This is a genomic window from Blastopirellula sediminis, from assembly GCF_020966755.1.
In the GTDB taxonomy this organism is placed as follows: domain Bacteria; phylum Planctomycetota; class Planctomycetia; order Pirellulales; family Pirellulaceae; genus Blastopirellula; species Blastopirellula sediminis.
This window is the reverse complement of sequence record NZ_JAJKFT010000004.1, coordinates 1,198,364-1,221,234: the sequence shown is the minus strand read 5'-3', so window position 1 is coordinate 1,221,234 and position 22,871 is coordinate 1,198,364. Positions and strand designations below refer to the sequence as shown.

General features: G+C 56.4%; 18 protein-coding genes and 1 tRNA gene. 10 read left to right on the top strand and 9 right to left on the bottom strand.

The annotated features are described in order from the left end of the window. Positions 1 to 177: 177 nt before the first annotated feature. The gene (locus LOC68_RS08670; RefSeq protein ID WP_230217758.1) at positions 178 to 786 is read right to left on the bottom strand and encodes a GNAT family N-acetyltransferase; all 609 of its coding nucleotides are present in this window, start codon (positions 784 to 786) and stop codon (positions 178 to 180) included. A 230-nt stretch (positions 787 to 1,016) separates the two neighbouring features. Between LOC68_RS08670 and LOC68_RS08665 the strand changes: the two genes are divergently transcribed. From LOC68_RS08665 to LOC68_RS08650, 4 genes are read left to right on the top strand one after another with little or no spacing between them, the layout of a single operon-like run. Then, on the top strand, positions 1,017 to 1,910 hold the full coding sequence (locus LOC68_RS08665) for a metal ABC transporter solute-binding protein, Zn/Mn family (protein ID WP_230217756.1): 894 nt from the start codon (positions 1,017 to 1,019) through the stop codon (positions 1,908 to 1,910). A gap of 6 nt (positions 1,911 to 1,916) precedes the next feature. Then, the gene (locus LOC68_RS08660; protein ID WP_230217754.1) at positions 1,917 to 2,417 is read left to right on the top strand and encodes a hypothetical protein; all 501 of its coding nucleotides are present in this window, start codon (positions 1,917 to 1,919) and stop codon (positions 2,415 to 2,417) included. Beyond that, positions 2,414 to 3,199 carry a metal ABC transporter ATP-binding protein gene (locus LOC68_RS08655; RefSeq protein WP_230217752.1) on the top strand — a complete coding sequence of 262 codons (786 nt, stop codon included), beginning with the start codon at positions 2,414 to 2,416 and terminating at the stop codon, positions 3,197 to 3,199. Before LOC68_RS08660 ends, LOC68_RS08655 begins: the two co-directional genes overlap by 4 nt. Continuing rightward, entirely contained in the window at positions 3,196 to 4,737 is a 1,542-nt protein-coding gene (locus LOC68_RS08650; protein WP_230217750.1) for a metal ABC transporter permease, read from the top strand. Before LOC68_RS08655 ends, LOC68_RS08650 begins: the two co-directional genes overlap by 4 nt. Here the strand turns inward: LOC68_RS08650 and LOC68_RS08645 are convergent. Both LOC68_RS08645 and LOC68_RS08640 read right to left on the bottom strand, forming a co-directional pair. Next, entirely contained in the window at positions 4,734 to 5,435 is a 702-nt protein-coding gene (locus LOC68_RS08645; protein WP_230217748.1) for an ankyrin repeat domain-containing protein, read from the bottom strand. The genes LOC68_RS08650 and LOC68_RS08645 overlap by 4 nt on opposite strands. Before the next feature lie 194 nt (positions 5,436 to 5,629). Further along, positions 5,630 to 6,487, bottom strand: coding sequence for a deoxyribonuclease IV (locus LOC68_RS08640; protein ID WP_230217746.1), 858 nt, complete (start codon positions 6,485 to 6,487; stop codon positions 5,630 to 5,632). 204 nt (positions 6,488 to 6,691) lie between these two features. Between LOC68_RS08640 and LOC68_RS08635 the strand changes: the two genes are divergently transcribed. From LOC68_RS08635 to LOC68_RS08625, 3 genes are all read left to right on the top strand, one after another. Beyond that, positions 6,692 to 7,726: a hypothetical protein gene (locus LOC68_RS08635; RefSeq protein ID WP_230217744.1), complete on the top strand. Its 1,035-nt coding sequence runs from the start codon at positions 6,692 to 6,694 to the stop codon at positions 7,724 to 7,726. A 386-nt stretch (positions 7,727 to 8,112) separates the two neighbouring features. After that, the gene (locus tag LOC68_RS08630; protein ID WP_230217742.1) at positions 8,113 to 9,180 is read left to right on the top strand and encodes a DUF1559 domain-containing protein; all 1,068 of its coding nucleotides are present in this window, start codon (positions 8,113 to 8,115) and stop codon (positions 9,178 to 9,180) included. 55 nt (positions 9,181 to 9,235) lie between these two features. Then, positions 9,236 to 9,694: a hypothetical protein gene (locus LOC68_RS08625; RefSeq protein ID WP_230217740.1), complete on the top strand. Its 459-nt coding sequence runs from the start codon at positions 9,236 to 9,238 to the stop codon at positions 9,692 to 9,694. Positions 9,695 to 9,707: 13 nt separating this feature from the next. On the opposite strand, the gene LOC68_RS08620 is transcribed toward LOC68_RS08625, so the two are convergent. Beyond that, entirely contained in the window at positions 9,708 to 10,331 is a 624-nt protein-coding gene (locus LOC68_RS08620) for a hypothetical protein (RefSeq protein WP_230217738.1), read from the bottom strand. Positions 10,332 to 10,508: 177 nt separating this feature from the next. Between LOC68_RS08620 and LOC68_RS08615 the strand changes: the two genes are divergently transcribed. Beyond that, the gene (locus LOC68_RS08615) at positions 10,509 to 11,003 is read left to right on the top strand and encodes a hypothetical protein (RefSeq protein ID WP_230217736.1); all 495 of its coding nucleotides are present in this window, start codon (positions 10,509 to 10,511) and stop codon (positions 11,001 to 11,003) included. A gap of 177 nt (positions 11,004 to 11,180) precedes the next feature. Further along, positions 11,181 to 11,254 (top strand) — tRNA-Ile (locus LOC68_RS08610). Here LOC68_RS08610 and LOC68_RS28755 read toward each other — a convergent pair. From LOC68_RS28755 to LOC68_RS08590, 5 genes are all read right to left on the bottom strand, one after another. Next, positions 11,214 to 12,362 carry a tyrosine-type recombinase/integrase gene (locus LOC68_RS28755; protein WP_390623362.1) on the bottom strand — a complete coding sequence of 383 codons (1,149 nt, stop codon included), beginning with the start codon at positions 12,360 to 12,362 and terminating at the stop codon, positions 11,214 to 11,216. The two genes, LOC68_RS08610 and LOC68_RS28755, sit on opposite strands and share 41 nt — an antisense overlap. 162 nt (positions 12,363 to 12,524) lie before the next feature. Beyond that, complete coding sequence (locus LOC68_RS08605; RefSeq protein WP_230217734.1) at positions 12,525 to 13,685, bottom strand: hypothetical protein; 1,161 nt, start codon at positions 13,683 to 13,685, stop codon at positions 12,525 to 12,527. A 327-nt stretch (positions 13,686 to 14,012) separates the two neighbouring features. Further along, the gene (locus tag LOC68_RS08600; RefSeq protein ID WP_230217732.1) at positions 14,013 to 15,122 is read right to left on the bottom strand and encodes a Fic family protein; all 1,110 of its coding nucleotides are present in this window, start codon (positions 15,120 to 15,122) and stop codon (positions 14,013 to 14,015) included. Next, the gene (locus LOC68_RS08595; protein ID WP_230217730.1) at positions 15,112 to 16,698 is read right to left on the bottom strand and encodes a class I SAM-dependent DNA methyltransferase; all 1,587 of its coding nucleotides are present in this window, start codon (positions 16,696 to 16,698) and stop codon (positions 15,112 to 15,114) included. The genes LOC68_RS08600 and LOC68_RS08595 overlap by 11 nt, the downstream gene beginning before the upstream one ends. A gap of 191 nt (positions 16,699 to 16,889) precedes the next feature. After that, the gene (locus tag LOC68_RS08590; RefSeq protein WP_390623361.1) at positions 16,890 to 17,915 is read right to left on the bottom strand and encodes a phospholipase D family protein; all 1,026 of its coding nucleotides are present in this window, start codon (positions 17,913 to 17,915) and stop codon (positions 16,890 to 16,892) included. Between the two features lie 645 nt (positions 17,916 to 18,560). On the opposite strand from LOC68_RS08590, the gene LOC68_RS08585 reads away from it, so the two are divergent. Beyond that, positions 18,561 to 22,865 carry an NACHT domain-containing protein gene (locus LOC68_RS08585; protein ID WP_230217726.1) on the top strand — a complete coding sequence of 1,435 codons (4,305 nt, stop codon included), beginning with the start codon at positions 18,561 to 18,563 and terminating at the stop codon, positions 22,863 to 22,865. Positions 22,866 to 22,871: the final 6 nt, after the last annotated feature.

The window sequence follows — 22,871 nt, the reverse complement described above, 5'->3', positions numbered from 1 at the left end:
GACGGAACCTGGGAAATCGACAACCTGTGGATTGGACGGTTTCGCGGGACGACGGAGCAATACTAGCCCGCAGCGCAAGCAAGGGAATGCGGTCAGCCACTTCAAACCATATCCGCATTGCTCACCCCATTCCCTTGCTTGCGCTGCGGGCTAGTGGGGGAACCAACGGATCCTACGTTACGAACACGCGGCTTCGACCGCTTTGTAGACGGTGCGCGAGATGCGGAAGCCCAACCGTTCGTAGAGCCGGATCGCCCCTTCGTTTTGGGCAGTCACTTCCAGAAAAGCGTACTGCAGTCCGTAATCGTAAAAGCCCTGCAGCGCTTTCAGCAGCAAACTTCCGCCGAGTCCGACGCCGCGATGGGCGGGGACAATCCCCAGGTTTTGGATCGAACCAAGTCCCGAGCGATCGACGACACCTTGAACGGTACCGACCGGAACCATCATCCCGCTCGCTTCGTCCTCGAATTCGGCCAGCCAGGTGGCGGCGGGAATGAACCCATCCCGGTGCGAAATCTCGGTCATCAGCCGGCGGCAACCTTCCGGATCTCCCAAGCAGGGAAAGACGTTCGCGTCGATTTCCCAGCGGAAACTCTCGAACTTGCTGGTTGCGTGCGCTTCGACCAGATCGGGTCGCCAAGCGGTAAAGCGGTAGGAGGACGGAGGCGAAATCGGCTGGGCCGGAACCTCGGCCAGGTCGATTTCCATTCGGTAACGTTTGAAGTACGTCAGAGTCACCGGGTCTACCACGTCGCTCGAAACGTAGCGTCGAATTTGAGGATTCATCACGGTCATCGTCCGTCGAAGCTATTGTTGCAATTTATCCCGCTAGCTCCCTGGGGTCAATTTTCGACCCTGCTAGCAGTCGCAGGCGAGACTACCTTGATCGCGAACGATTGGGGGGATCCTGCCGCTCAATCCCTCTAGAAATCCTCTACAAAAGGAATTGACGCCGCTACATAGCGCCACCTATACTTTTTGATGAATCAAAAAGTACTTTCTGTGGACCAAAAACAATGCGCGGACTATCTGCGCCAGCGGCGATTCTGTTGGCGCTAACCTCGATTTCGCTCGCGACTGCGGAGGAGCCGAAGCCGTTAGTCGTATGTTCCACCACGCAGGTGGCCGATTTCGCGCGACAGGTTGTCGGCGATCGGATGGAGGTTCGTTCGATCCTCGCCGCCGGTCAGGATCCGCACGTTTACGAGATCAAACCAAATGACGCGGCCCTCGTTTCTCGCGCTGTCCTCTGCTTTGACAACGGCTGGCATCTGGAAGGCGCCGACTGGATGCGAAAGCTGGCCGAGAACGCCGGCAAGCCGATCACCAGTTGCGTGACCGGAGCGACGCCGTTGGAAATCCCCGGCGGCTCGGCGCATGATCCGCATGCCTGGTTTTCGCCTGCCAACGCGGCGGTTTATGTGCGGAACATTCGGGATGCGGTCAGCCAATATGATCCTGATCATCAAGACGAATACCACGCGCGTACGCAACTTTACCTGGACCAGATGCGCACCCTGGACGGTTGGGTGCGACGACAGCTGAACGTGATTCCGGTCGAGAAGCGGATCCTGGTCACCAGTCACGATGCGTTCAACTATTTCTGTCGTGAGTATCACTTCAAGGCGGCGACGCCGGTCGGTTGGTCGACCGGATCGGAAGTTGGCGGCGGCGTGACGCCGGAGCGACGTCGAGAGACCGTCAACTCGATTCGCAACTTCGGCGTCCGTTCGATCTTTGTCGAAACCTCGGTCAGCCCTCAGTTGATCCGCCAGATCGCGGACGAAGCAGGCGTAGAAATCGGCGGCACGCTTTATTCCGACTCGATGGGCCCGCCCGGTTCGGCCGGCGAGACCTACATCGGCATGATGCGCGAGAATGTGTTGACGATAGCGTCAGGATTAAAGTAGTCGATCATGCGCGTCTTAGCGGCTTTCGTTGCGGCGGCACTCGCCCTGTTCCTGGTGAAGGCTTATCTCACCCTAAATCAGCCGACCGCTGGAGCTGCGCCGCATGTCGAGACGCTGGAGACCGCCGCGGGAACGTTTCGCCTGGAAGTGGAACTCTCGTTTGACGCCGGGCCTGATCGCTTTGCGTCCGATCTCAACAATTCCAACTCGCTCAGCATTCGCTTCGCTGGCGACGTGCTGTTCCAGACCGATAAACCGGTTGCCGCCGGACAAAAAATCGAAGTCGCCGACATCGGCGATGTGGTGCATGGCCGGAATGAATTTCTGATCGAAGCGACGCCGCAAAACCCAGGCCCGCCGCTCTTCGCCAAGATTTCGATCTACTCCAGCGAGCTTCAAGAGCCGATCGCCGAACGCTTCGTCTGGGCGCCGGCCGGATCGACGCTCCTCTCTGGAGTCGCTAATTTCGCGACGACCGAACCGCCGGTCGCGGGAGAAAAGCGATGATCGCCAAGATGACGCGCAGCGGTCCGCCGGCGGTGCAAGTTGATCACCTGACCGTCAGCTATGGCCCGGCGCCGGCATTGCTCGACATTTCGTTTCAGATCGAACCGGGACAGTTGGTCGGCGTCATCGGCCCGAACGGCTCCGGCAAGTCGACCTTGATCAAGGCGATTCTCGGCTTCAACAAACCGGACATCGGCGAGGTTCGCCTCTTCGGCGTGCCGTGCGAAAAGGCGCGTAAGCGAGTCGCCTACGTTCCGCAGCGCGGTGCGGTCGACTGGGACTTTCCGGTTACGGTCGAACAAGTGGTGATGATGGGTCGCTACGGCCAGATCCCTTGGTGGGCCTGGGGACCTTCGCACGACGATCATCAGTTGGTCGAAGACGCGCTGGAGACGGTCCGAATGACGCCGTTTCGCCGCCGTCAGATTGGACAACTCTCCGGCGGGCAACAACAGCGGGTCTTTATGGCTCGCGCACTCGCCCAAGGCGCCGATATTCTGCTGCTCGACGAACCGTTCGCCGGCGTCGACGCCGCGACCGAGCGGGCGTTGCTGGACGTGCTCGACAGCACGAAGAAAGCGGGGCGCACGCTGATCGTCGTGCATCATGACCTGGCGACCGCCGCCGAGTACTTTGACGCGTTACTGCTGATCAAGCAGCGGCTCTTTGCGTTTGGCTCTCCGCAACAAGTGCTGCAACCGGAACTGCTGTCGGAAGTTTACGAAGGCTCCCTCAAGGCGTTCGAGCATCTGCGCGACATCGCCGATGGAGGCCAACAATGAACTTCCTTTACGATCTGTTCGTCGAACCGCTCGCTTCGGGCGGCTACTTGCTCCGCGCGATGTTCGCGGGATCCTTGGTGGCGATCGCCTCGTCGATGATCGGCTGCTTCATTGTATTGCGGCGGATGGCATTTTTGGGCGATGCGATTTCGCACTCGATGCTCGCCGGCGTTGTCGGCGGATACCTGGTGATGAAGCTGATCGCCGGCGAAGAAGCGCACTTTGGCGCCATGATCCTGGGGGCGCTGCTGGCCGGTTTCGTCACGGTGCTGCTGATCGGCTTCGTATCGCGGTCATCCCGCATCAAGGACGACACAGCGATCGGCATCATGTACACCGGGATCTTTGCGTTCGGCGGCGCGATGGCGAGCGTCTTTTCGAGCGAGATCCATGTCGATCTGATGCACATGGTGATGGGAGACGTCCTGGTCGTCGACGCGCAGCGACTTTGGATGATGGGAACGGTCACCGCGATCGTCCTCTTCGTCGTGATCTTGTTCTACCGCCAACTGCAACTGACCAGCTTCGATCCCATCATGGCGGCGTCGGTCGGCGTGTCGGCGACGCTGGTCGGCTATTTGCTGACGGCTTGCACTTCGTTGGTCGTCGTCTCGGCCGTTTCGATCGTCGGCATCATCCAAGTGGTCGGACTGTTGATCACTCCGGCGGCGGCCGCTTACTTGCTTTGCAATCGGCTGTCCCGAATGCTGATGCTCTCGGCGGTGCTGGGAGTCAGCAGCGTTGTGCTGGGAATCTACGCTTCGGCATGGTTCAACATCGGCGCCGGGTCGTCGATCGTGATGGCCGGAACGGTGCAGTTCATGACGATCTTGGCTTTCGCGCCGCACAATGGCTTGCTGGCCGGCACGATCCGACGTTGGCGTCAGGCGCCGCAACATATTATTGAGGACGTCCTCGGCTGCTTGCGACGCGACGAAACGCACGCGACTCGCTTCGAGACGATCCGCGCTTACGTGCATGCTCATCCCGCGATGCTTCGCCGCGTCCTGCAGCGGATGATGTCCCTCTCGCTGCTACAGCAAACGCCGGAAGGCTACATCCTGACCGAAGCGGGGCACCTCGAAGCGCGGCGGTTGATGCGGGCACACCGTATCTGGGAAACCTACTTGCAGCGCGTCGGTATGCCCGAAGAAACGCTGCACGACCGCGCGCATCTGCTGGAACATTTAAACGACGAGGCGACGGTCGACTACCTGGACGATCGCTTGGGACATCCGACGCGTGATCCGCACGGGCAAGAGATACCGGAGGATTTCGTCGACCTGGTTCCCGGGGCCGAAGTGAAAGCGAGCTTGTTGCGGGACGGCCATCGCGCCGCGGTCACCGCGATTCTGGACGATTTGAAGAGCGATCAGGTCGCCGTCGGGGATTTGATCGTCGCCGGCCCGCGCGAGCAGGACGATACGATCTGGACCTTCCGCTTGCCGAGCGGCGAGAAGCTGAAACTCGATCACGATGCGGCGGACCTGTTGATTGTTCGTCTGGCCGACCCGCTGCACGAGCCGCACCCGAACTAACCGTTCTTCTTTTTCGAGCCGACGCCGAACAAGACGCGATTCATCGTTTCGTTCTTGTTTCCCTTGGCCAGTTGCCGCTGCAAAAAGCCGGCGGCTCGTTCCGCCGCAACCAGAAAATCACGCACCGCCGGCTGATGATAGGCGACCGCGAACTGGAGCGGCCGCAGTCCGTTGACATTGTTCATCTCGAGATCGGCGCCCGCTTTGACCAGCACTTGCGCAACGTCCAAAAACCCTTTGCGAGCCGCCCAGTGCAGTGCGCCGCAGCCGTCGGGATCGCGGGCATCCAGATTCGCCCCTTTGTTGATCAACATCGTCGTCGCTTCGGCGTGCCCTTCGCGCACGGCGTAAAGCAGCGGAGTTTGCATCGTGCGAGTCGCGCGCATTTCCAGCTTAGCGCCTCCCTCCAACAATTCCTGCAGCGCATGCAATTTGCCATGCAAACTGGCGAGGTGCAGCGGCGTGTGGCCGTACTTCGACTCTTGCACGTCGAGATCGGCTTGCTGCAATGCGAACTCGCGAATCACTTCGCCGTCGTTGCGGCGGGCAGCGAACAAGACGCCCAGCAGCATCCGTTCTTCCACGCTTTTGTCCGGAATAAAAAAGCTGCGGCGGCACTTCAGACAAAGCACCTCATGACCGCGGGCTTCGTCCGGCACGACGCCCATGGTCTGACACAGCGGACAACGATAGTTCATCTGGAGCAGTCCCCAACCGCCGCCCAAACTTCGTTCGTAGAAAGAATACCAGCCCGTTACCACGTTTATATCGCAGCAACCTGGCGGCTCAGCGCGAAATCAGCCTCGCTTAACGTAAGAAGTAAGAGACTTCATCAGCGCTTCATCAAACGCCGTTACTACGGGGGGAGATGACGTCACGCTTTGACGCACGTTTATGATTTCAACAGCCGCCGGAGGGTCGCGATGTTGCGGGAGTCGTACGTCTCTCCCTCTTCTTCCCCCTTTGGAGTTTCCAGATACATCGGCATCTGCTTGAATCGCGCATCGTTCAGCAGCAGACGAAACGGCTCTTCTCCCAAGCAACCTTGGCCGATGTGTTCGTGGCGATCGACGCGCGAGCCGAGCGGCTTCTTGCTGTCGTTCAGATGGATCGCCTTCAACTTGTCGACGCCGATCAAATCTTCAAACTGCTTCCAGGTCTCTTCGTATTCTTTCTTCGTACCAAGCGGATATCCGGCGGCGAAGATGTGACACGTATCAAGACAAACGGCGACCCGATCTTTTTTCTTCACACCGTCGAGCATCGCCGCGATGTGCTCGAACTTGTGCCCCAGGCAACTCCCCTGCCCTGCCGTCGTTTCTAGCAAACAGATCGAATCGAGATCCGCGGTCGCCGCGATCACCTCGTCGAGCGCCTTGATCACCGCCGCAATTCCCTCTTCTTCACTGCTGTCGACATATGCGCCCGGATGAACGACAACGTACGGAATCCCCAATTGATCGGCCCGCTGCAGCTCAACGATCATCGCGTCGCGCGACTTCTCCCACAGCTCAGTCTTGGGCGAACCCATGTTGATCAGATAAGAAGCGTGCGACAGCGGATACCCAACCTTCTTCTCGGCCAACGCGTCCTTAAACAGCTTCACCTCTTTGTCGGTGATATCCTTGGCCCGCCACTGGTTGTTATTCTTGGTAAACAACTGAACGCACCCCATCGACTCTTCCGCAGCGGCGTTGACCGCTTTGTAGTAGCCGCCGGCGATCGACATGTGGGCGCCAAAGATAGGCATGATAGAAACCAATCTGGAAAATCTGTGTTCGAATTAGGGGGTCGGTGAAGCCGACTGTTTTGTTGATTGGTAAACTAGCAAAACTCCGCCGGAGTCGCTACCGGCCGAATTTCGCCACAGCCATTCGGCCATTCCCCCTTTTCAACCATCGAGTTGGCGAATCCAGGCTGGCCGCGACTTCCACACTCGAGTTCAGGGTAGAGCATGTCAGAAATTCGCACGACGCATTACGACGACGGGAAGTGGTGCGAACAGGAATACGTTGGGGACAAGCTAGACGGTCGCTGGACCGTCTACTTTGCGGATGGAAACAAGAATTGGGAACGACTGCATAAGAACGGACGCAAAGAAGGCTACTTCCGGCAATGGACTGAAGACGGCCGACTCGTCGAGGAGCAGTGGTACCACCTGGACCAACTTCACGGGACTTGGCGGAAGTGGGATGAAGTTGGTAACGAGAAAATCGTCGGCGTCTTCTACTGGGGATATCCTCGATCCGCCTTCGACACGACCCGCAATCCGGAATTCAATGCCGCAATCAAACCGTACATCGAAATCGAAACCGAAGAGGTTTCGAGCCGAATCGACGAAGTCCTAGCGGAGATGCGTCGGCCCACCCTGCGATTGAACAAGAAGCCTGTCAGCCCCAGCATAGATCGGGCCGAGATCGGGTCGTATTGGAACCATGTTGGCTTCCTTGGCGAAGCGGAGCAGTGGCCTTCATTTCAGGGAACGCCCCTCCATCCCATCCTACAGATCGACTGCAACGAGATTCCCTTCGCCGATAGTCCACTCAAGCAGTTTGCGCTGATAACGCTTTTCGCTGTCGACGACGTTCCACAGAAGTTGGGAGAAGGCATCGTGCTACGCGCTTACCGTCCCGGTGAAACGCTCGTATCAGTCCAACCTCCCTGCTCGCCGCTCGACGAGCCAGCGGCGTTGACCTTTGCACCATCCGATGCCGTCTATCCCGACGAAAACGACCTTCCTCCAGCAATCACCGCATACCTGGTCGACCATGATCGAGATATGCTCTTGCACCATGATGAGAAACTACTTTCTCGTCTGGGCGGTTGGCCGGGCTGGCTACAGAATGGCTGCGTGGCGTGGCTTGATTCGTTTGTGCTACAGGTTGACTCGCTGGACGTCGAGAATTGGAACTGCGGCGACGCTACCATTCACTACTTCTTTCTGAATCCGAGCGGCGAAGAGTTTTCCTGGATCCAGCAAATGTGCTGAGTCGTGGCTCCGACAGCGAGCTGAAATTCAAATCGATTACTTTTCCGGCGCCGCCCAATACGAATCGACCGCCGAGGCGTTCCGCCTAGTAAACGCCTTCCCCCCAACGTCCGCGGGGGAAATACGCGACATCTGCCCTGCATATTATCTCTTTTTTCCAGAGAAATTTCACACGCACGGCCACTCCCTCCGCCAAGCCTGTGTAATTCCAACCCCCATTATGACAATGTCCAGGCCATTCAACGAACACTACCGACGCATTAATAGCCCTGGATGAAGCGGCTGACGCCGTAAACCCTTAAGTTCTTAGAAGTTGATTCGCAAACGAAAGGGCATTAAGAATAGGGCAATTCAATTATATCCTTTTCTTTTTCAGGGAATTTCGTATGACTCTCATCCGGCGAAATGCTTTTACCCTGGTGGAACTTCTGGTCGTGATTGCGATCATCGGCGTCTTGATCGCCCTGCTTCTTCCTGCCGTTCAGCAGGCACGGGAAGCGGCTCGCCGAATGCAATGCACGAACAACCTGAAGCAACTCGGCCTGGCGATTCAGCTCTATCACGACGCCTACAATGCGTTCCCGGCGCTGCGTGCCGGTAATCCCAAAGGCGCCGCGAGCTATGCAGGCAACAATCGCCTGAACGCTCGCTTCGCCGTCTTGCCGTTCATGGAACAAAACGCCCTTTACGATCAAGGGATGGCCTCGGCCGTCGGGTCGTACGACAGCTCGGATCCGATTTGGAAGTCGACCGTCGATTCTTTCCTTTGCCCCAGCAATGCGGGCCCGACCGAATCGCCGGAAGCGCCGACGCAAACGGCCGGCATCGCCGACTACTACTTCTTTGCCGGCGATCGCCCGTACCGTTCTTATCCCGGCGGCACCTATACTTCCGGCACGCAAAACTCCGGCGTCTTTTTGAACGACGCCTGGTCACGGATGTCGTCGATCATCGATGGAACCAGCAATACCATGGGAACCTCCGAAGGGGTTCGTCCCGCGTCCAATCGTAGCTTCGGAGCGATCGTCACCAAGCCGAGCGCGACCAGTTGGCTTCCCGTTTCGCTGACTCCGCTGTATGACCGCACGACCAAGCAATATATTTCGACGGTCGGGGTCTTTTCCAGCCAACCTTTGCGCGGCTTCCGCGCCTGGGATGGGGCGATTCTCTTCACGGCAGTTACCGCCGCCACGCCGCCGAACTCGGTTTTGATTTCCGACGGCACCAGCCATGGCGGCAGCCAATATCTGCTCTCCCCGACTAGCTACCATCCGGGCGGCGTCAACGCCGGCTTCATGGATGGCTCGGTTCGCTTCATCAGCGACACTGTCGATACCGGCAATCAAGGCGCGAACTATCGGGATTACGCCGACACCAGTTCTCCCAGTCCTTACGGCGTCTGGGGCGCGATGAGCACCAAGGCCGGCGGAGAAGCGATTAGTTACTCCAACTAACGGTCGCTTCCCTCCACTCAACGACAGTTCATCTCAAGCGGTTGGAGAAATCATCATGATTGGCATTCGATCGATTCATGCCGCCCTGCTCTCTGGATGTGCAGCGGCGGCGCTGCTGGTCAGCGCTGGCTGCGGTCCGCGACTGGATCCCAACAAAGTCCCCGTCCAGGTGCAAATCAATTACAAGGGGGGCCCCATCGCCGAGGCGGTCGTCATCTTCGTCAGCGACGATGGACAATACGCCAACGGTCTCACTGGTTCCGATGGCGTCGCGCGGATGGGGACCAGCGCTCCGGGAGACGGAGTCTTTCCGGGACAATACAAAGTCGCCGTCGATAAGAGTCAGTTGATTGAGGAAAGCGACCCCAACGATCCAACCGGCATGAGAATCTTACGCAGCCAAGCGGTCTATCATGTCCCGGCTCGCTATTCCGATTTCATGAAGTCGGGCCTGACCGTCGACGTGTCGAAGGAAGGCCCAAGCGATTTCGTCTTCGACTTAGTCGACAAATAAAGAACGATTCCGCTTACAGCAACTGATGAAACAAAATCATCATTACCATTCCCAAGATCAACGTGGCCCACGTGATCGTGGCGAAGACGCCCATGAAGTAACCGATCTGCGTCGGTAGAACCGAGCCGGCGTCGAGTCGTCCCTGGCGATGCGCTTCGAGGTCAGCGGCGCCGGTTCCCCAGGCCATCACGGCGAACACCGGGCAGCCAACCCAACCCAGGATGCCAAACAGGACGATCATCACCCCGCGTTCCGAAAGCCGCGGTCCGGTGGGGCCGGGCACGTTCACCCTTGGCGCCGCTTTGAACGGATTGCCGCTGCTTACGGCCGGCGGCAATCGCAGTACCGGAAAGACGGCGGCCGCCCCTTGCCACGGGCCATCCAGCGTCATTTTCACGTCGCACTTGTCATCGACGCGTCCTTGGCAGACCCACTCTTCCAATTGATCCACCGGCATGGGTCCGTAGATTCGCCCCTCTGGAATTCGGAGCGACGCAATCGCCGGAACCGGCGGTCTCTCGCTTTGCCCCTCCGCCTTGAATTGATGTCCGCACGCCGGACAGCGGACGTTTCCGGTCGGCGAGCTGTCCAGTTCGAGCAGACGATGGCAGCCGGGGCATTCGAGCGAGATGGTCATGCAAAGCCGAGGGGAGAGGAGAATCTAGCGAAGTCGTCAAGACGGCGGGACTTACGCGCACAAACAGGTTCATTGTCTGTCAGTTTACCGCGAAATGGTTGATTTTCATCGCCGCGCGTCAGTAAAATCAATGGCACAGTCATTCCCTCTGGCTCGCCGCAATCGGCGAGTGGCCTAATGGACGCCACCTCTCTTTATATCGCCGTCGGTCTCGCGGTGATCGGTTTCACCGCGATCGCCCTAGGAGTTTGGCTGCGCGCGAAGAGCCAAAAGAAGAATGCCCGCGTCGATTTCGTCTCGGCACGCAAGCGATTCTCGATGCAACGCGAGTTTCTGGAAGCGAAGTTCGAAACGATCGCCAGCCAATCGGGACGCCCTCGCGGTTTGATCTGGAAAGAGTGCGATTTCCAGTCCGAAGTCCAATTTGCCCGCGATCCGGCCAATGACCAACTACGTGCCTTCGTAGCGGTTACGATCAGCTTTGAAGCGATCGAAGGGGGCGAGATGGAAGAGGTCGAAGCGGTCTCGAATCTACGAGCCGCGACCGCCGTTTTCTCGTACGTCGACGGCAACTGGATGACCGACGGCCGCACGATCTTCAATCTGAGCCCCCGCCAGGCGATCGAACACTACCGCCACACCCCAGAAACCGCCCCCGCCCCGGTCCGCTAAACCAGCGGCGGCGATCTCTCCTCCATCTCGGCACGCTGGCGCAACCGCGAATTCCGGCAAGAACCACCTACCAGCCAACAAGTTACGCGCCTCCAGCCAGGGATTTCCGCCCAGCCCCCAACCGAGTACCATGAACCTTCGCGCCGAACTGCTCTCCTCCGAGCAGTAAGACGTCGTGGGCCAGTAGCTCAGTCGGTTAGAGCAGGGGACTCATAATCCCTTGGTCGCGGGTTCGAGTCCTGCCTGGCCTACCTGGATAGAGGGGGAATCGGAGCAAATAGAGGCAAGTTGTTGTCGTATCTCGGTTTCCGACATATCGCCTAAACTGCCCTGCTCCGATATTCCCGACATATCCGCAATCTGCCGCATCAAATCCAGCATCAGTTTTTCGCCAGCATCCTCAGCGGCCTTTCCCGCTGCTGCGGTGTCGTAATCGCTCTGGGTCGTCTTCAAATAGTGCCGAGTGGCAATTCGCGGGCTGTTGCCCATCCAGCCGCACACCACATGCGTCGGCCACTGGGCCTCCAGTTCGGTCTGACGCGTTGACCGCATCGACTGGAACAACTTGGGCCACGGAACCACCCCTGCCCGCTCGATGATTATCCGCATCCGTTTTCGCAGGTAGGCGGCGTTAAGGGTGTTCTTCTTGCGTGTCACGTTGACGACGTAAATTTCGCCACCCTGGGCTTTCGCATCGGCCTCATCCAAGTAGGGCTTCAATTCCTTGAAGATAGGCACGAACCGCTCCGCCTTGCCGTAACGGGCCGTCTTGGGGCTTCTAATCAGAATCTTGTTCTGGTCCCACAAGATGTCGTCCCATCGCAAGTTGTTCAGCTCGCTGGGAACGCGTACGCCAGCATATCGAGCCAATGCGAACACTAGGCGCCACTGGGTCGACGAGCACGCTTCAAATACTTTGGCCGTCTCTTCCGGCGTGACGAAATGGACGTCGCCCACGTTGTCGCGAGTCTTCACGCCATCGAACGGGTTTTCATCCAGCAGGCGCTTTCGTAGCGCCGCTCGGAAGTAGGTACGGGCAGTCTGGATATGCTTGTGAACCGTCGCCGCTGAATTGATCCCTTCGACCGTCGGCAAGTAGCGGTGGAACTCGTCAGCGTCACCGGGAGTGATGTCCGACAACTGTTTGTCTGCTCCAAAGAATTCCAGTAGATGCTTTTTCGTCGCGCCATTCTTGAGCAACGTAGCGCGCTCCCAGTCGCCCCGGCTTTTAAAGTAGGTGTCGAGCCATTCGCCCAAACTGTAGAACCGCTTCAGCTTTTCGCGGAGTGGTTCGGGCGCTCCCTTCCAGTCTCGATGGCGTAGAAAGGTTTGCGGGTCTTGATGCGCCGCACCAACCATGCTGGAGACTGGCAAACCGATATCGGCGAAATCGGCAATCAGAAAAGATAGCTCGCGCTCATCACGAGTCATGCCCCGAAAACGTCATTGCACTTCTTGACCTTGCCCCTCGGCTTGAACAGCTTCAGATCAAGGCGATAGGAAAACTTATCGACATAGAAATCAAGCATCGCTCGCTCCAGCCCGTTGCACCGCCTCGATAACGCCAGCCTGCTTCAGATCTTCCAGGCAGCCTTCGACAAACTCTGCTACGGCGCCCGCTTGATCCTCTTGCATCAATAACCAGGCCAACGGCTTGACGATATTGACGACGCGCCAGGTCGATTCTTCGGGATCGGGAATCGTCCACTCCGGGTTTCGCTTTTGCAGGGCCTCGAAGTGATCGGCGACTGCGTTTCTAACTTGGCTGCTAATGGGGGAACTAGGGCTGACCTCGATCCAAACTCGAGCGACGTCGCGATGTATCCCGGCACATAGAGATAATTCCATGGTCGGCTTGCGTTTGCCGTTGGGGACCAAGTAACCCCAAACCATGCTCCGGACGCTGGGGCGGAACAGGGCCTTTTGATGCGCCACCTTTTCGAACCAAATCCCGGATTGCTCGAAAACCTGCCGCAGCGGCGAAACGAGACTATGAATGCGACTGGCGCACGCTTTCCCTTGCTGCGCATAGGCCCGAATCAGGGCGAGATCTTCGATGTCGATGCGGTGGTCGCTCATTTCGCTTGGGTCCTGCAAATATCTCAAGAGAAAGCCCAGCAGATGCTCGGCGAAGACTTTTTCGTTGGGAGCTAGCGAATTGGTTTCGAGCTGTTGTTCGATCCAATTCCCTAGATCGGTCCAACGCAAACAATGCCAACGGGGCCGGAGCTTGCCGGCGGCGACCAGTTCGGCGATGTGGTGGGCGTGCGAAGGAATGGAGAGGACGATGCCCGCCTTGCGGTCGGCGGCGACGTTTTGAACCTCGAGCCAACGGTCGTAGTTTTCTAGCTGCGTCACCGACGCCGCGAAATCTTCGACCGGCTCTTCCTCTTCGCCGTAGGTCTCGCCGGAGGAGTGATGAATGCCGGCCTGCACTTTGATTTCGATCGTCCAAAGCAAAACCGGCGTATGCGTTTCATCGTGGCGATCAAACCCAACGATCCGCAGGTCGTCGCGCTTGCCGCCGACGGCCTGTTCGGTTTCAATCTCATAGTCGAGTTCCGCCAGAGGCAGATCTTGCCAGCCGCATTGATCGGCGAACTGCTGGAAGATGAAGGTGCGAAGCTGCGGACAGTTGAGCAAAACGACGCAGAGCATCTCGGCACAGCTGCGCTCGCGCATCGGCCGATTGGGATTGGTCGGATTGCGAATGATCCGGGCGAACAGATTCGCCGACGGCTTGGGAATTGGTACCCGTACCGCCTTGATCTTGGGTGATCGATAAATTGGGATGAATGCTCTGGCGATGGCGCTGGTCCTTGGTCAATTACCGTCAAAACGACATGTCCAAGTCGTGGACATATACCCCGCAACATGTCCACGTTTTCTCCAAATAGGGACACGTTTGATCGATCTCTTGCGGCTTCGACACGTCTTTTGAATAGGTCGATGATTTCGACACATCCGGAAAATATGTCGACAAAATAGGATTTCATCGACACAAAACTGCTATGTGTCGATATCGTCGACATTTCCCTTTTTTAGGATTTCGAGGAGGGACGGATTGCGGTAAATCGTTTCCCTGCCTACCTTTTCGCTGGTCAGTAGGCCGGCTTTTTCCAGTTCTTTGAGGTAGTCGGCGGCCGTTTGCCGCTTGGCCAGCCCCCGATCGACGACAAACTTCCCTTTGCAGTACGGCTGCTCGAAAATCAGTTCGATCAGCTCTTTGCTGTAGACCCGGCTGGGGAGCTTTTCGCGGGCCAGTTCGCAGGTTTCGTCGAACAATTGGCGGATCGCCTGGATGCGGGCGGTGGTCCACCGGGCCGTTTGGGTCACTCCCTCGAGCATGTACAAGAGCCACGGCTCCCACTGCTGCGTTTCGGTCACGGCCAGCAGGCCGGAGTAATAGTCTTGCTTGTTCTGAATGATGAAACGGCTGAGGTAGAGGACGGGGATCTCCAACAGGCCGCGATCGACTAGCAGCAGCAAGTTGAGGATCCGTCCGGTGCGGCCGTTGCCGTCTTCAAACGGGTGGATCGCCTCGAACTGGTAATGTGCGACCGCCATCTGCACCAAGGGGTCGAGATCGGAGGGAGCAGTGAGAAAGGCTTCCAGGTTCTCGAGCTTTTGTTGAATGACGGCCTGGGTGAGTGGAGGCGTATAGATGACCTCTTTGGTGGTGGGATTGGAGAGCCGTACGAGCTTGTCGCTACGAAACGCCATCTCCTCCCCTTTCAGGTGCGAGCAGATTTGCTGCAGCACCGAAAGTTGAAAGGGTCCTGCTTTCAGGAGTTCTCCCCCCAGCTTCAGCGCCGACCGATAGCGGAGAACTTCCTTGGTCACCGGATCATCGGACAGATCCTCGGCGCCGGCCGCGGCGCGGAACAACTCGTCCTGGGTGGTGACGATGTTCTCGATCTCGGAACTTGATTGGGCTTCCTGGAGCGGAATCGAGTTGATGAGAATCGTTTGATTGGGGATCAGCCCGCCCGCTCCCTTCAGTTCGGCCAGGGCAGTATTGGCGGCGATACAGCTCTTGAGAACCGGCTTGGTCTCCAGTTCCTCTTTGGGAGGAAGCAGGGGGAGATCGTTGAACGGTTTGTGAGGATCATAAGCCATAGCCTAGCCCCTTCAAATTTGCTTGGATCGCCTTCTCCAGTTTCCGGCCTTCCGCGAATTGCTCAGAAAGGTGTTGCGTCAGGCGGGCCATCTTCTCCTCGAACGGCTCGTCATCTTCCTCCAGCTCTTCGGCGCCAACATAGCGCCCCGGCGTCAGGACGTAGCCATGCTCGGCGATTTGTTCTTTGGTCGCCGAGAAGCAGAAGCCGGGGACGTCTTCGTACTTCTTGACCTTGCTTTTCGGGTTGATCGTCTTCAGATCGCCGCGCCAGGCGTGGTAGGTGTCGGCGATGCGCTGCAGTTCTTCGTCGGTCAGTTCGCGATGGACCCGGTCGATCAGTTGGCCGAGCTTGCGGGCGTCGATGAAGAGGGTTTCGCCCGATCGTTGGCGGCGTTTTTTGTCCTTTTTGTCGCGGGTCAAAAACCAGAGGCAGACCGGAATTTGCGTGCTGTAGAAGAGTTGCCCCGGCAGGGCGACCATGCAGTCGACCAGGTCGGCCTCGACGATCGCGCGGCGGATCTCTCCTTCGCCTGACTGGTTGCTGCTCATGCTGCCGTTGGCCAGGACGAAGCCGGCGAAGCCGCCTGGCGCCAGGTGATGGACGAAGTGCTGCACCCAGGCGTAGTTGGCGTTTCCCTTGGGAGGGACGCCATATTTCCAGCGGACGTCTTCTTCGCTACGGTGCCAGTCGGAATCGTTGAACGGCGGATTGGCCAGCACGTAGTCGGCCTTCAGATCTTTGTGCAGATCGCGGCGGAAGGTGTCGGCATGCTCGGGACCGATGTCCCCTTCGATCCCGCGAATCGCCAGGTTCATCATCGCCAGGCGGCGGGTCGTCGGGTTCGATTCCTGGCCATAGACGGCGATGTCGCCGATGCGGCCCCCGTGCTCTTCGACGAACTTCTCGCTTTGCACGAACATGCCGGCGCTGCCGCAGCAGGGATCGTAGACGCGTCCCTTGTACGGAGCGAGCATTTCGACCAGCAGGCGAACGACGCAGCGGGGCGTGTAGAACTGGCCCCCTTTTTTGCCTTCGGCGCTGGCGAATTCGGAGAGGAAGTATTCGTAAACGCGGCCGAGAATATCTTTGCTGCGGTTCTCAGCGTCGCCGAGGCCGATCGTCCCGATCAGGTCGATCAATTCGCCGAGCCGCTGCTTGTCGAGGGTCGGCCGGGCGTAGTCCTTCGGCAAAATTCCCTTCAGGCGGACGTTGTCGCGTTCGATCGCGACCATCGCGTCGTCAATCATCTTGCCGATCTTCGCCTGGCGGGCATGATCCTGCAGAAAATGCCAGCGAGCTTCTGGCGGAACCCAAAAGCAGTTCTCGGCCTTGTATTCGTCAGGATCTTCGGGATCGGCGCCGGCGTAGTCCCCTTCGCCGTCGATCAGCTTGCCGTGCAGCTCGGCGAAGGCGTCGGAGATGTATTTGAGAAAGATGAGCCCGAGCACGACATGCTTGTACTCGGCGGCGTCCATGTTGTTGCGGAGCTTATCGGCGGCGAGCCAGAGCTTGGCTTCAAACCCGATATTGGCGGCCGAAGAGTCTTTCTTCGCCGCGGCTTTCTTTTTGGCCATGGTGGGATGACGTTCTTGTCTGAGGCGCCCGGTGCGTCATGCAATGGGAGAAAAGGGAAAACGCCGCGATTTTATCCCATCGCGGGGTCGCCGAACAGCCATTTGAGCAGCAGGTTTGGCGGGTGACTTTGGGGATTATGGAAGAGGTGGCGGACACATTTGGTCCGGTGGGGGAGAATTTGCCTCGGGATTTATTTTTGTTCGGCGAGGCGGGCTCGGAGGCGCTGGATGACCGTTTTCCGACGGTCATCTTTCAGTTCGTGAAAACTGTTTTGCGTCCCGTCTATTTCGATCGGATTCTTAGGATCCCAAAACAGCCACTCCTTGATGCCAATTCGCCACTCCGGATGTTTTTCAAGTTCCGATGGCCCGAAGTCTCCGAGCTCCGCCATCGATAGTCGTTCAGGATCGTAGCCATCGAGCGCTTGAAAACTACTGCCTTTGGCGAGCCCAACTCCAACGATTCCGTTTTTCAATCCAGGCAAATCTGCTCCGCCTTTATTGCCGTGCATTAAGACCAGATCGTCTTCTTGCACAAGGCGCATTTGCTTATGTGCTACATTATCCTGCCAGGTTGCGGCGAGAGAGCGCCGGCGCATCAACTCTTCGAGCTTTATCGGAAGCGGATAATTCGGCGGTTCACGCTTCGTGTTGCATACCCAGCCTGGTCTATCCATTCTCAGGAGAGATATAAGTTTCGACGTAGGATGAATAATGAGTTCGGGAGAATCCGGGTACTCGCTCTCAACGAAATCGTGCGACTCTGGCTGTTCATTACCGGCCGGCTTCTCAAAACGCCAACCCTCAATTTGAGATTCAGGAACAGCGGCCTTCGCAAGTTCTTCCGCTTCTACCTGGGGCCGAATTCGCTCCAATTCTTCAATCGTAAGCAATTGGTCAGGATTCCAGAGACCATCGAACCAACGAATCAATTCGGCCACCTCCGCTCCATCCAGTTGCACGCCAATCTCCAGATTTTCGCCCAAAGCGCTTTTCGTGAAATTCGCCGATGAGACGATCGCGTACTTCTCGCCAAAGATGTAGACCTTGGCGTGCAGAAATCCATCGTCGTAATAGCAACAGGGGATATTCAAGCGAAGAATCTCGCCGAGTGCTGAAAGAGACGAACTGGTACGGGCCAAATCTTCGGGCGTTGTGCTGGTCAGTATGCGAGAATCGCGCTGTGCCAAACGCGCCAGCAAGTCGGTCTCGGTGATGTACGGACTGGCAATGCGAATTGGACCCTCTGACTTGTTCAGCAACTCCTCAATGCGCCGGCGATGGATTTGTTTGCCTGGGGTCTCGATCAGCAATTCAGGCATTTCCGATTGCTCCTGTCATGGGCCGAGAGATTTTTAAAAGCATCAACGACTGTTACCATTACCAATCCAGTCGAGGCCGATATTTGGCGAGAACAACTACTATTTGCAACCGGAATTTTGGGTAGTACCGTTCTGAACGCTACTATAGCCGGTATCACTCGCAATAGCGAAAAAAATACCTCGTTACTGGCAGCGAGATTATCTCGGATAAATCACGCGAGAGCTGAATAGATTGCTCAAAACGAGCGAAACCTAGCCATCAACCACATCCGATCGCCGACGCTTCAGCGCGAGAACCCATGGTTTAATGCGCCAGTTTTCCTGCGATGAGCTACCGGCTCCAATTCCATACTCCCCACAAATAGCCGATTCAATCAATGTTGGATTACGCTGCGAGCACGAAAACTGCTTTTTCGACTATTCGGTTGCTAAACATGGCAGATGCTTATCCGCCGACAAAGGAAGACCAGCTCTATTGAACGATGACGAAGTCCGTAATTTTAACATTCACACATTATTCGTATGACGAGCAGACAAGAGATGTCAGAAACTTCGGAACACCGTCAATTCGTTCAGCTTCATCGTACTTTTCGCGAGCTTTCACAAGACAGCAGCGATGAAAACCTGGACTTCGCCGCCACTCGTCTCTTTTCTGAGCAAATGACATGGAACGACGTTATCACTAGATTCCGAGTTGTTATTCTTTCCGAAGCAGGTTCGGGGAAGACCGCGGAAATACGAAACATTGCCGATACGCTTCGTAATGAAGGGAAAAGAGCATTCTTTTTGCGTCTCGAGCATATCCCCCAAGACCTTGAGGAAGCGTTTGAAACTGGCTCGTGGGAAGAATTCCAAGAGTGGCTGAATTCGGAGGAAGAAGGATGGCTGCTACTCGACTCGGTCGATGAAGCAAGGCTGCGTCACCCGGGTGACTTTGAAAGAGCTATACGCAGACTCGGTAGACGCATATCTAGGGCGCACCAGCGCGCACACATCGTCATAACTAGCAGAACGACCGCGTGGCGCCCCAGGACAGACCTCGACCACTGCACGAAGCACTTCCCGTATGATTCATCGATAGCGGTCGTTCCCAGCACTACAGACGAACTGGATGGCCCTAGCCAAGATTTCGACGCAGACGACTCGAAAGCTGCTAACAAGCAGGATGGATTCCTGATTCTCGCCTTGGACAACCTAAACGCGGAACAAATCGAAACGTTCGTCGCGGCAAAGGGCGTTCAAGACACAAAGGCGTTACTTGACGCCGTCGAAAGGGTTGACGCATGGGCTTTTACTACTCGGCCTCAGGACCTGGCTGAACTAGCAGAGTTTTGGAGCGACTGCGGCAGAATTGGAAGCCGACTAGAGCTAATACAGCACAGCATTGACCGCCGGCTGAGCGAAAGAGATCAAGGCCGCGCTGAAGCACGCCGCCTAACGATGAATCGTGCAAGACTCGGGGCGATGCTTTTGGCTGCAGCGGCAACCATAAGTCGCGTCCCGACTATTTGCGTGCCCGACGGAAGCGAAAACTCCGATGGAATCCCCATCTCAAAGGTCTTGCCGGATTGGGACGACAAAGATATCGCAACCTTGTTGGAACGTCCAATTTTTGACGATGCCATCTATGGCACTGTACGGTTTCATCATCGCTCCGTTAGAGAATTCCTAACTGCCGCGTGGATGCTAGAGCTATTGGATCGCGCGACCTCGCGAAACAAGATTGAAGCTCTGCTATTCCGTAATCAATACGGCGTGGATGTCGTCATACCGACAATGCGCCCCGTGATCCCCTGGCTTGCAATTAAAGACGAAAAGATCTGTGAGCGCGTTAACGACATCGCACCTGAAGTTCTCCTGGAAGGAGGAGACCCCAACAAGCTGCCATTGAGTTTTCGCAGTCGCCTTCTCAAGAAAGTGTGCATGCGAATTGTCGACGGTGCCTCAAATCACGGTGCTACAGGCAATGAAGCAATTCAACGATTTGCCAATCAAGACCTTGTGCCTGACATCAAGAAGTTAATCAAGGAATATAGATCTAGCGACGAACTCTTGTTCTTTTTGCTTCGCATGGTTTGGATTGGAGAACTTAGAGAAGTCCTCCCCGAAGCCAAAGCGGTTGCCCTAGATGCAGATTCGTCAAAATACACACGCATTGCAGCATTCAGGGCTGTAAAAGCGATTGGAACGACCGAGGACGTTAATGAGATTCGTCAGAAGTTTCTCAGTGAGGAATCCATTCTGAATCGAGACTGGCTTGAGGAACTAATAGATCAGTTGGAGCCCAACGCAGAATCAACCCAATGGTTACTCGGTTGCCTCGCCAAAGCCGATGAGCCCAATCTAAATCGCTCCGATGGTCTGCTTGACGCCGTAGTTTCCTATATCCTACGCGTCCCGCCTGAAGTTCTCCCTATGTGGGTAAAAGAGTTGAATAGACTGCTCACTACGCCACCAAGCTTAGAACGAGACCGCGGCGGCGTCTCGCAAAGGTTTGGCTGGCTAATGAGGGCTGCCGGACATGCCGCCGAGCGGCTAATCGAGGAGCGTTTTCCCGAGGCACTGGAAGACGCCAATCTGTCAATCCTCCACAAGCTCACTTTAGTCAATCGCTCCAATTTTGGGGACTATAGCGATGCGTCATTCCGCATAGCTGAGCTCGTGCCTATGTGGCCCGAACTAAACCGGGCCCTGTTCTGGCACGACGTGCACCAATCTCAAAACCCCACCAAGGACACCCCAACGGAGTTTTGGCAAGTCTCGATCCCGGGAGGATATTGGCAATTTGACGAGTCAGACTTTGAATTTGCCGTCAAAGGAATCACCGACAGCCTTTCCCCAACTGACAAACGGATCGCACTGTCGCTCGCATTCCGGCTATACGTCGATGGAGGTCGCGATCGAAGGCAACGAAACAGACTCAAGAAGATCGTCGCAGGTGACAAGGTACTTGAGGGCAGTTTAAGAAACTACCTGCGGCCACCGGCAAGGGGAAGATCAAAATGGCAAGTGATGGATGCTAGATTTAAACGCCAAGCCAAGGCAAGACAAGCCAAGGAGGCAAAGCGACGAGAAGATTGGCGGGAATTCTTGAAAGAGAACACCGCTTTGCTGCGTGGCAACGGCATAGCACCAGGAGAGTTCTCAAATTGCCAATACCACCTTCATGAGGAGTTGAGAGATAAAAACAACCAGTCCAGCCACTTGGGCAACGGAAACTGGAGGTGTCTTATCGGAGAGTTCGGAGACGACGTTGCTCAAGCATTTCGCGATGGCGTGACTGGTTTCTGGAGAAAGTTCGTTCCTAAATTGCGTTCGGAAGGCGCCCCCGCAAACAAGATTTCATTTCCCGTGATTTTTGGACTCACTGGCCTACTGATCGAGGCCCAGGAAACGGACAATTGGCCTGCCGATTTGACTCCTCAAGATGCTGAGTTGGCGTGTCGCTATGCCTCGTACGAAATCAACGGATTTCCTACTTGGCTGCCGCGACTCTTCGATGCATTCCCAACAGTTGTTCAGAACTTCATGATCAACGAAATCCGTTATGAGTCGGCGACCACCAAAAGCGGTCAGAACTCTCACTATATACTTTCCGACATCAACTGGCACGGAGAATGGGCCTGGGATCAACTTGGCCCGGATGTCTTCTCGATATTGAAAGCCAAAGAACCAGCCAATCTCGACAACCTCGTTGGTTTGCTTAGCATCGTCCAAAACTCGTCAGTATCGGATGGCGATATCGCCAAGTTAGCAGCAAGGAAAAGCAAGACCTTGAAGCGTCAACAGCATGCGGCATGCTGGTTCGCAGTTTGGGTCGGCGTGGCCCCAGAAAAGGCCATACCCGCATTAGAGGACCGCATAGAAAGAATCCTAGCCCCTGAAGCTCGCACTGATTTCGCGATGGAATTCGTCACAAGGCTGATGGGAAGTCGGCGCGGAGAACTTTCAAGAGTTCGTGGCGCATATCGATTCCCAGTCTTTCTGAAGCAGTTGTACCTTCTGATGCATCAATACATTCAGGCCAATGACGATATCAATCGAATAGGCAAGGGAGCGTACTCCCCAGGCTTGCGAGACCTAGCTCAAGACGCACGCAATGGCCTCGCCGAAATCCTCCGCACCATTCCGGGCAAGGATGCCTTCATTGCCTTGAATGAGATCGCAAGTGCGCACCCGACAAGCAAGTATAGGCCGTGGTTTTCTTCGCTGGCCAAGGCGAAAGCCGAATCGGATGCCGATTTGTGCACCTGGACGCCTGCTCAGGTACGCGATTTTTATGACAATTTAGAGTGCTCGCCGGAGAATCACCGACAGCTCGCAGAGCTGGTACATCTACGATTACTTGATCTGAAAACTGACCTCGAGGACGGCGACGCAAGCATCGCCAAGATACTACAGGAAGTGAATCTCGAAACCGATATGCGAGTTTTCATCGGCCGAGAACTTCGCGAAAAGTCATTCGGTAGATACGCAATCCCTCAGGAGGAGGAACTTGCGGATGCAAAGCGACCAGACCTGAGAGTTCACGGCATTACTTTTGACGCACCTGTGCCGTGCGAACTCAAACTATCGGACAAATGGTCTGGCCCCGTTCTATTTGAGCGACTTGAAAACCAGCTTTGTGGAGACTACCTTCGCGATCCACGCTCCAATCGAGGCGTTTTCATTCTGGTGCACCAAGGGAAGAGGAAATCATGGAAGATTCCAGGCTCAAGAAAGAGAATGAACTTTGACGGTTTGGTCAGTTCCCTACGTCAGTTTTGGCAAGAAATAGCTCTTAACTATCCTGACATCGAAAATGTTAATGTAATTGGCATAGATTTGACAAAGAGATTCACATAGACACAT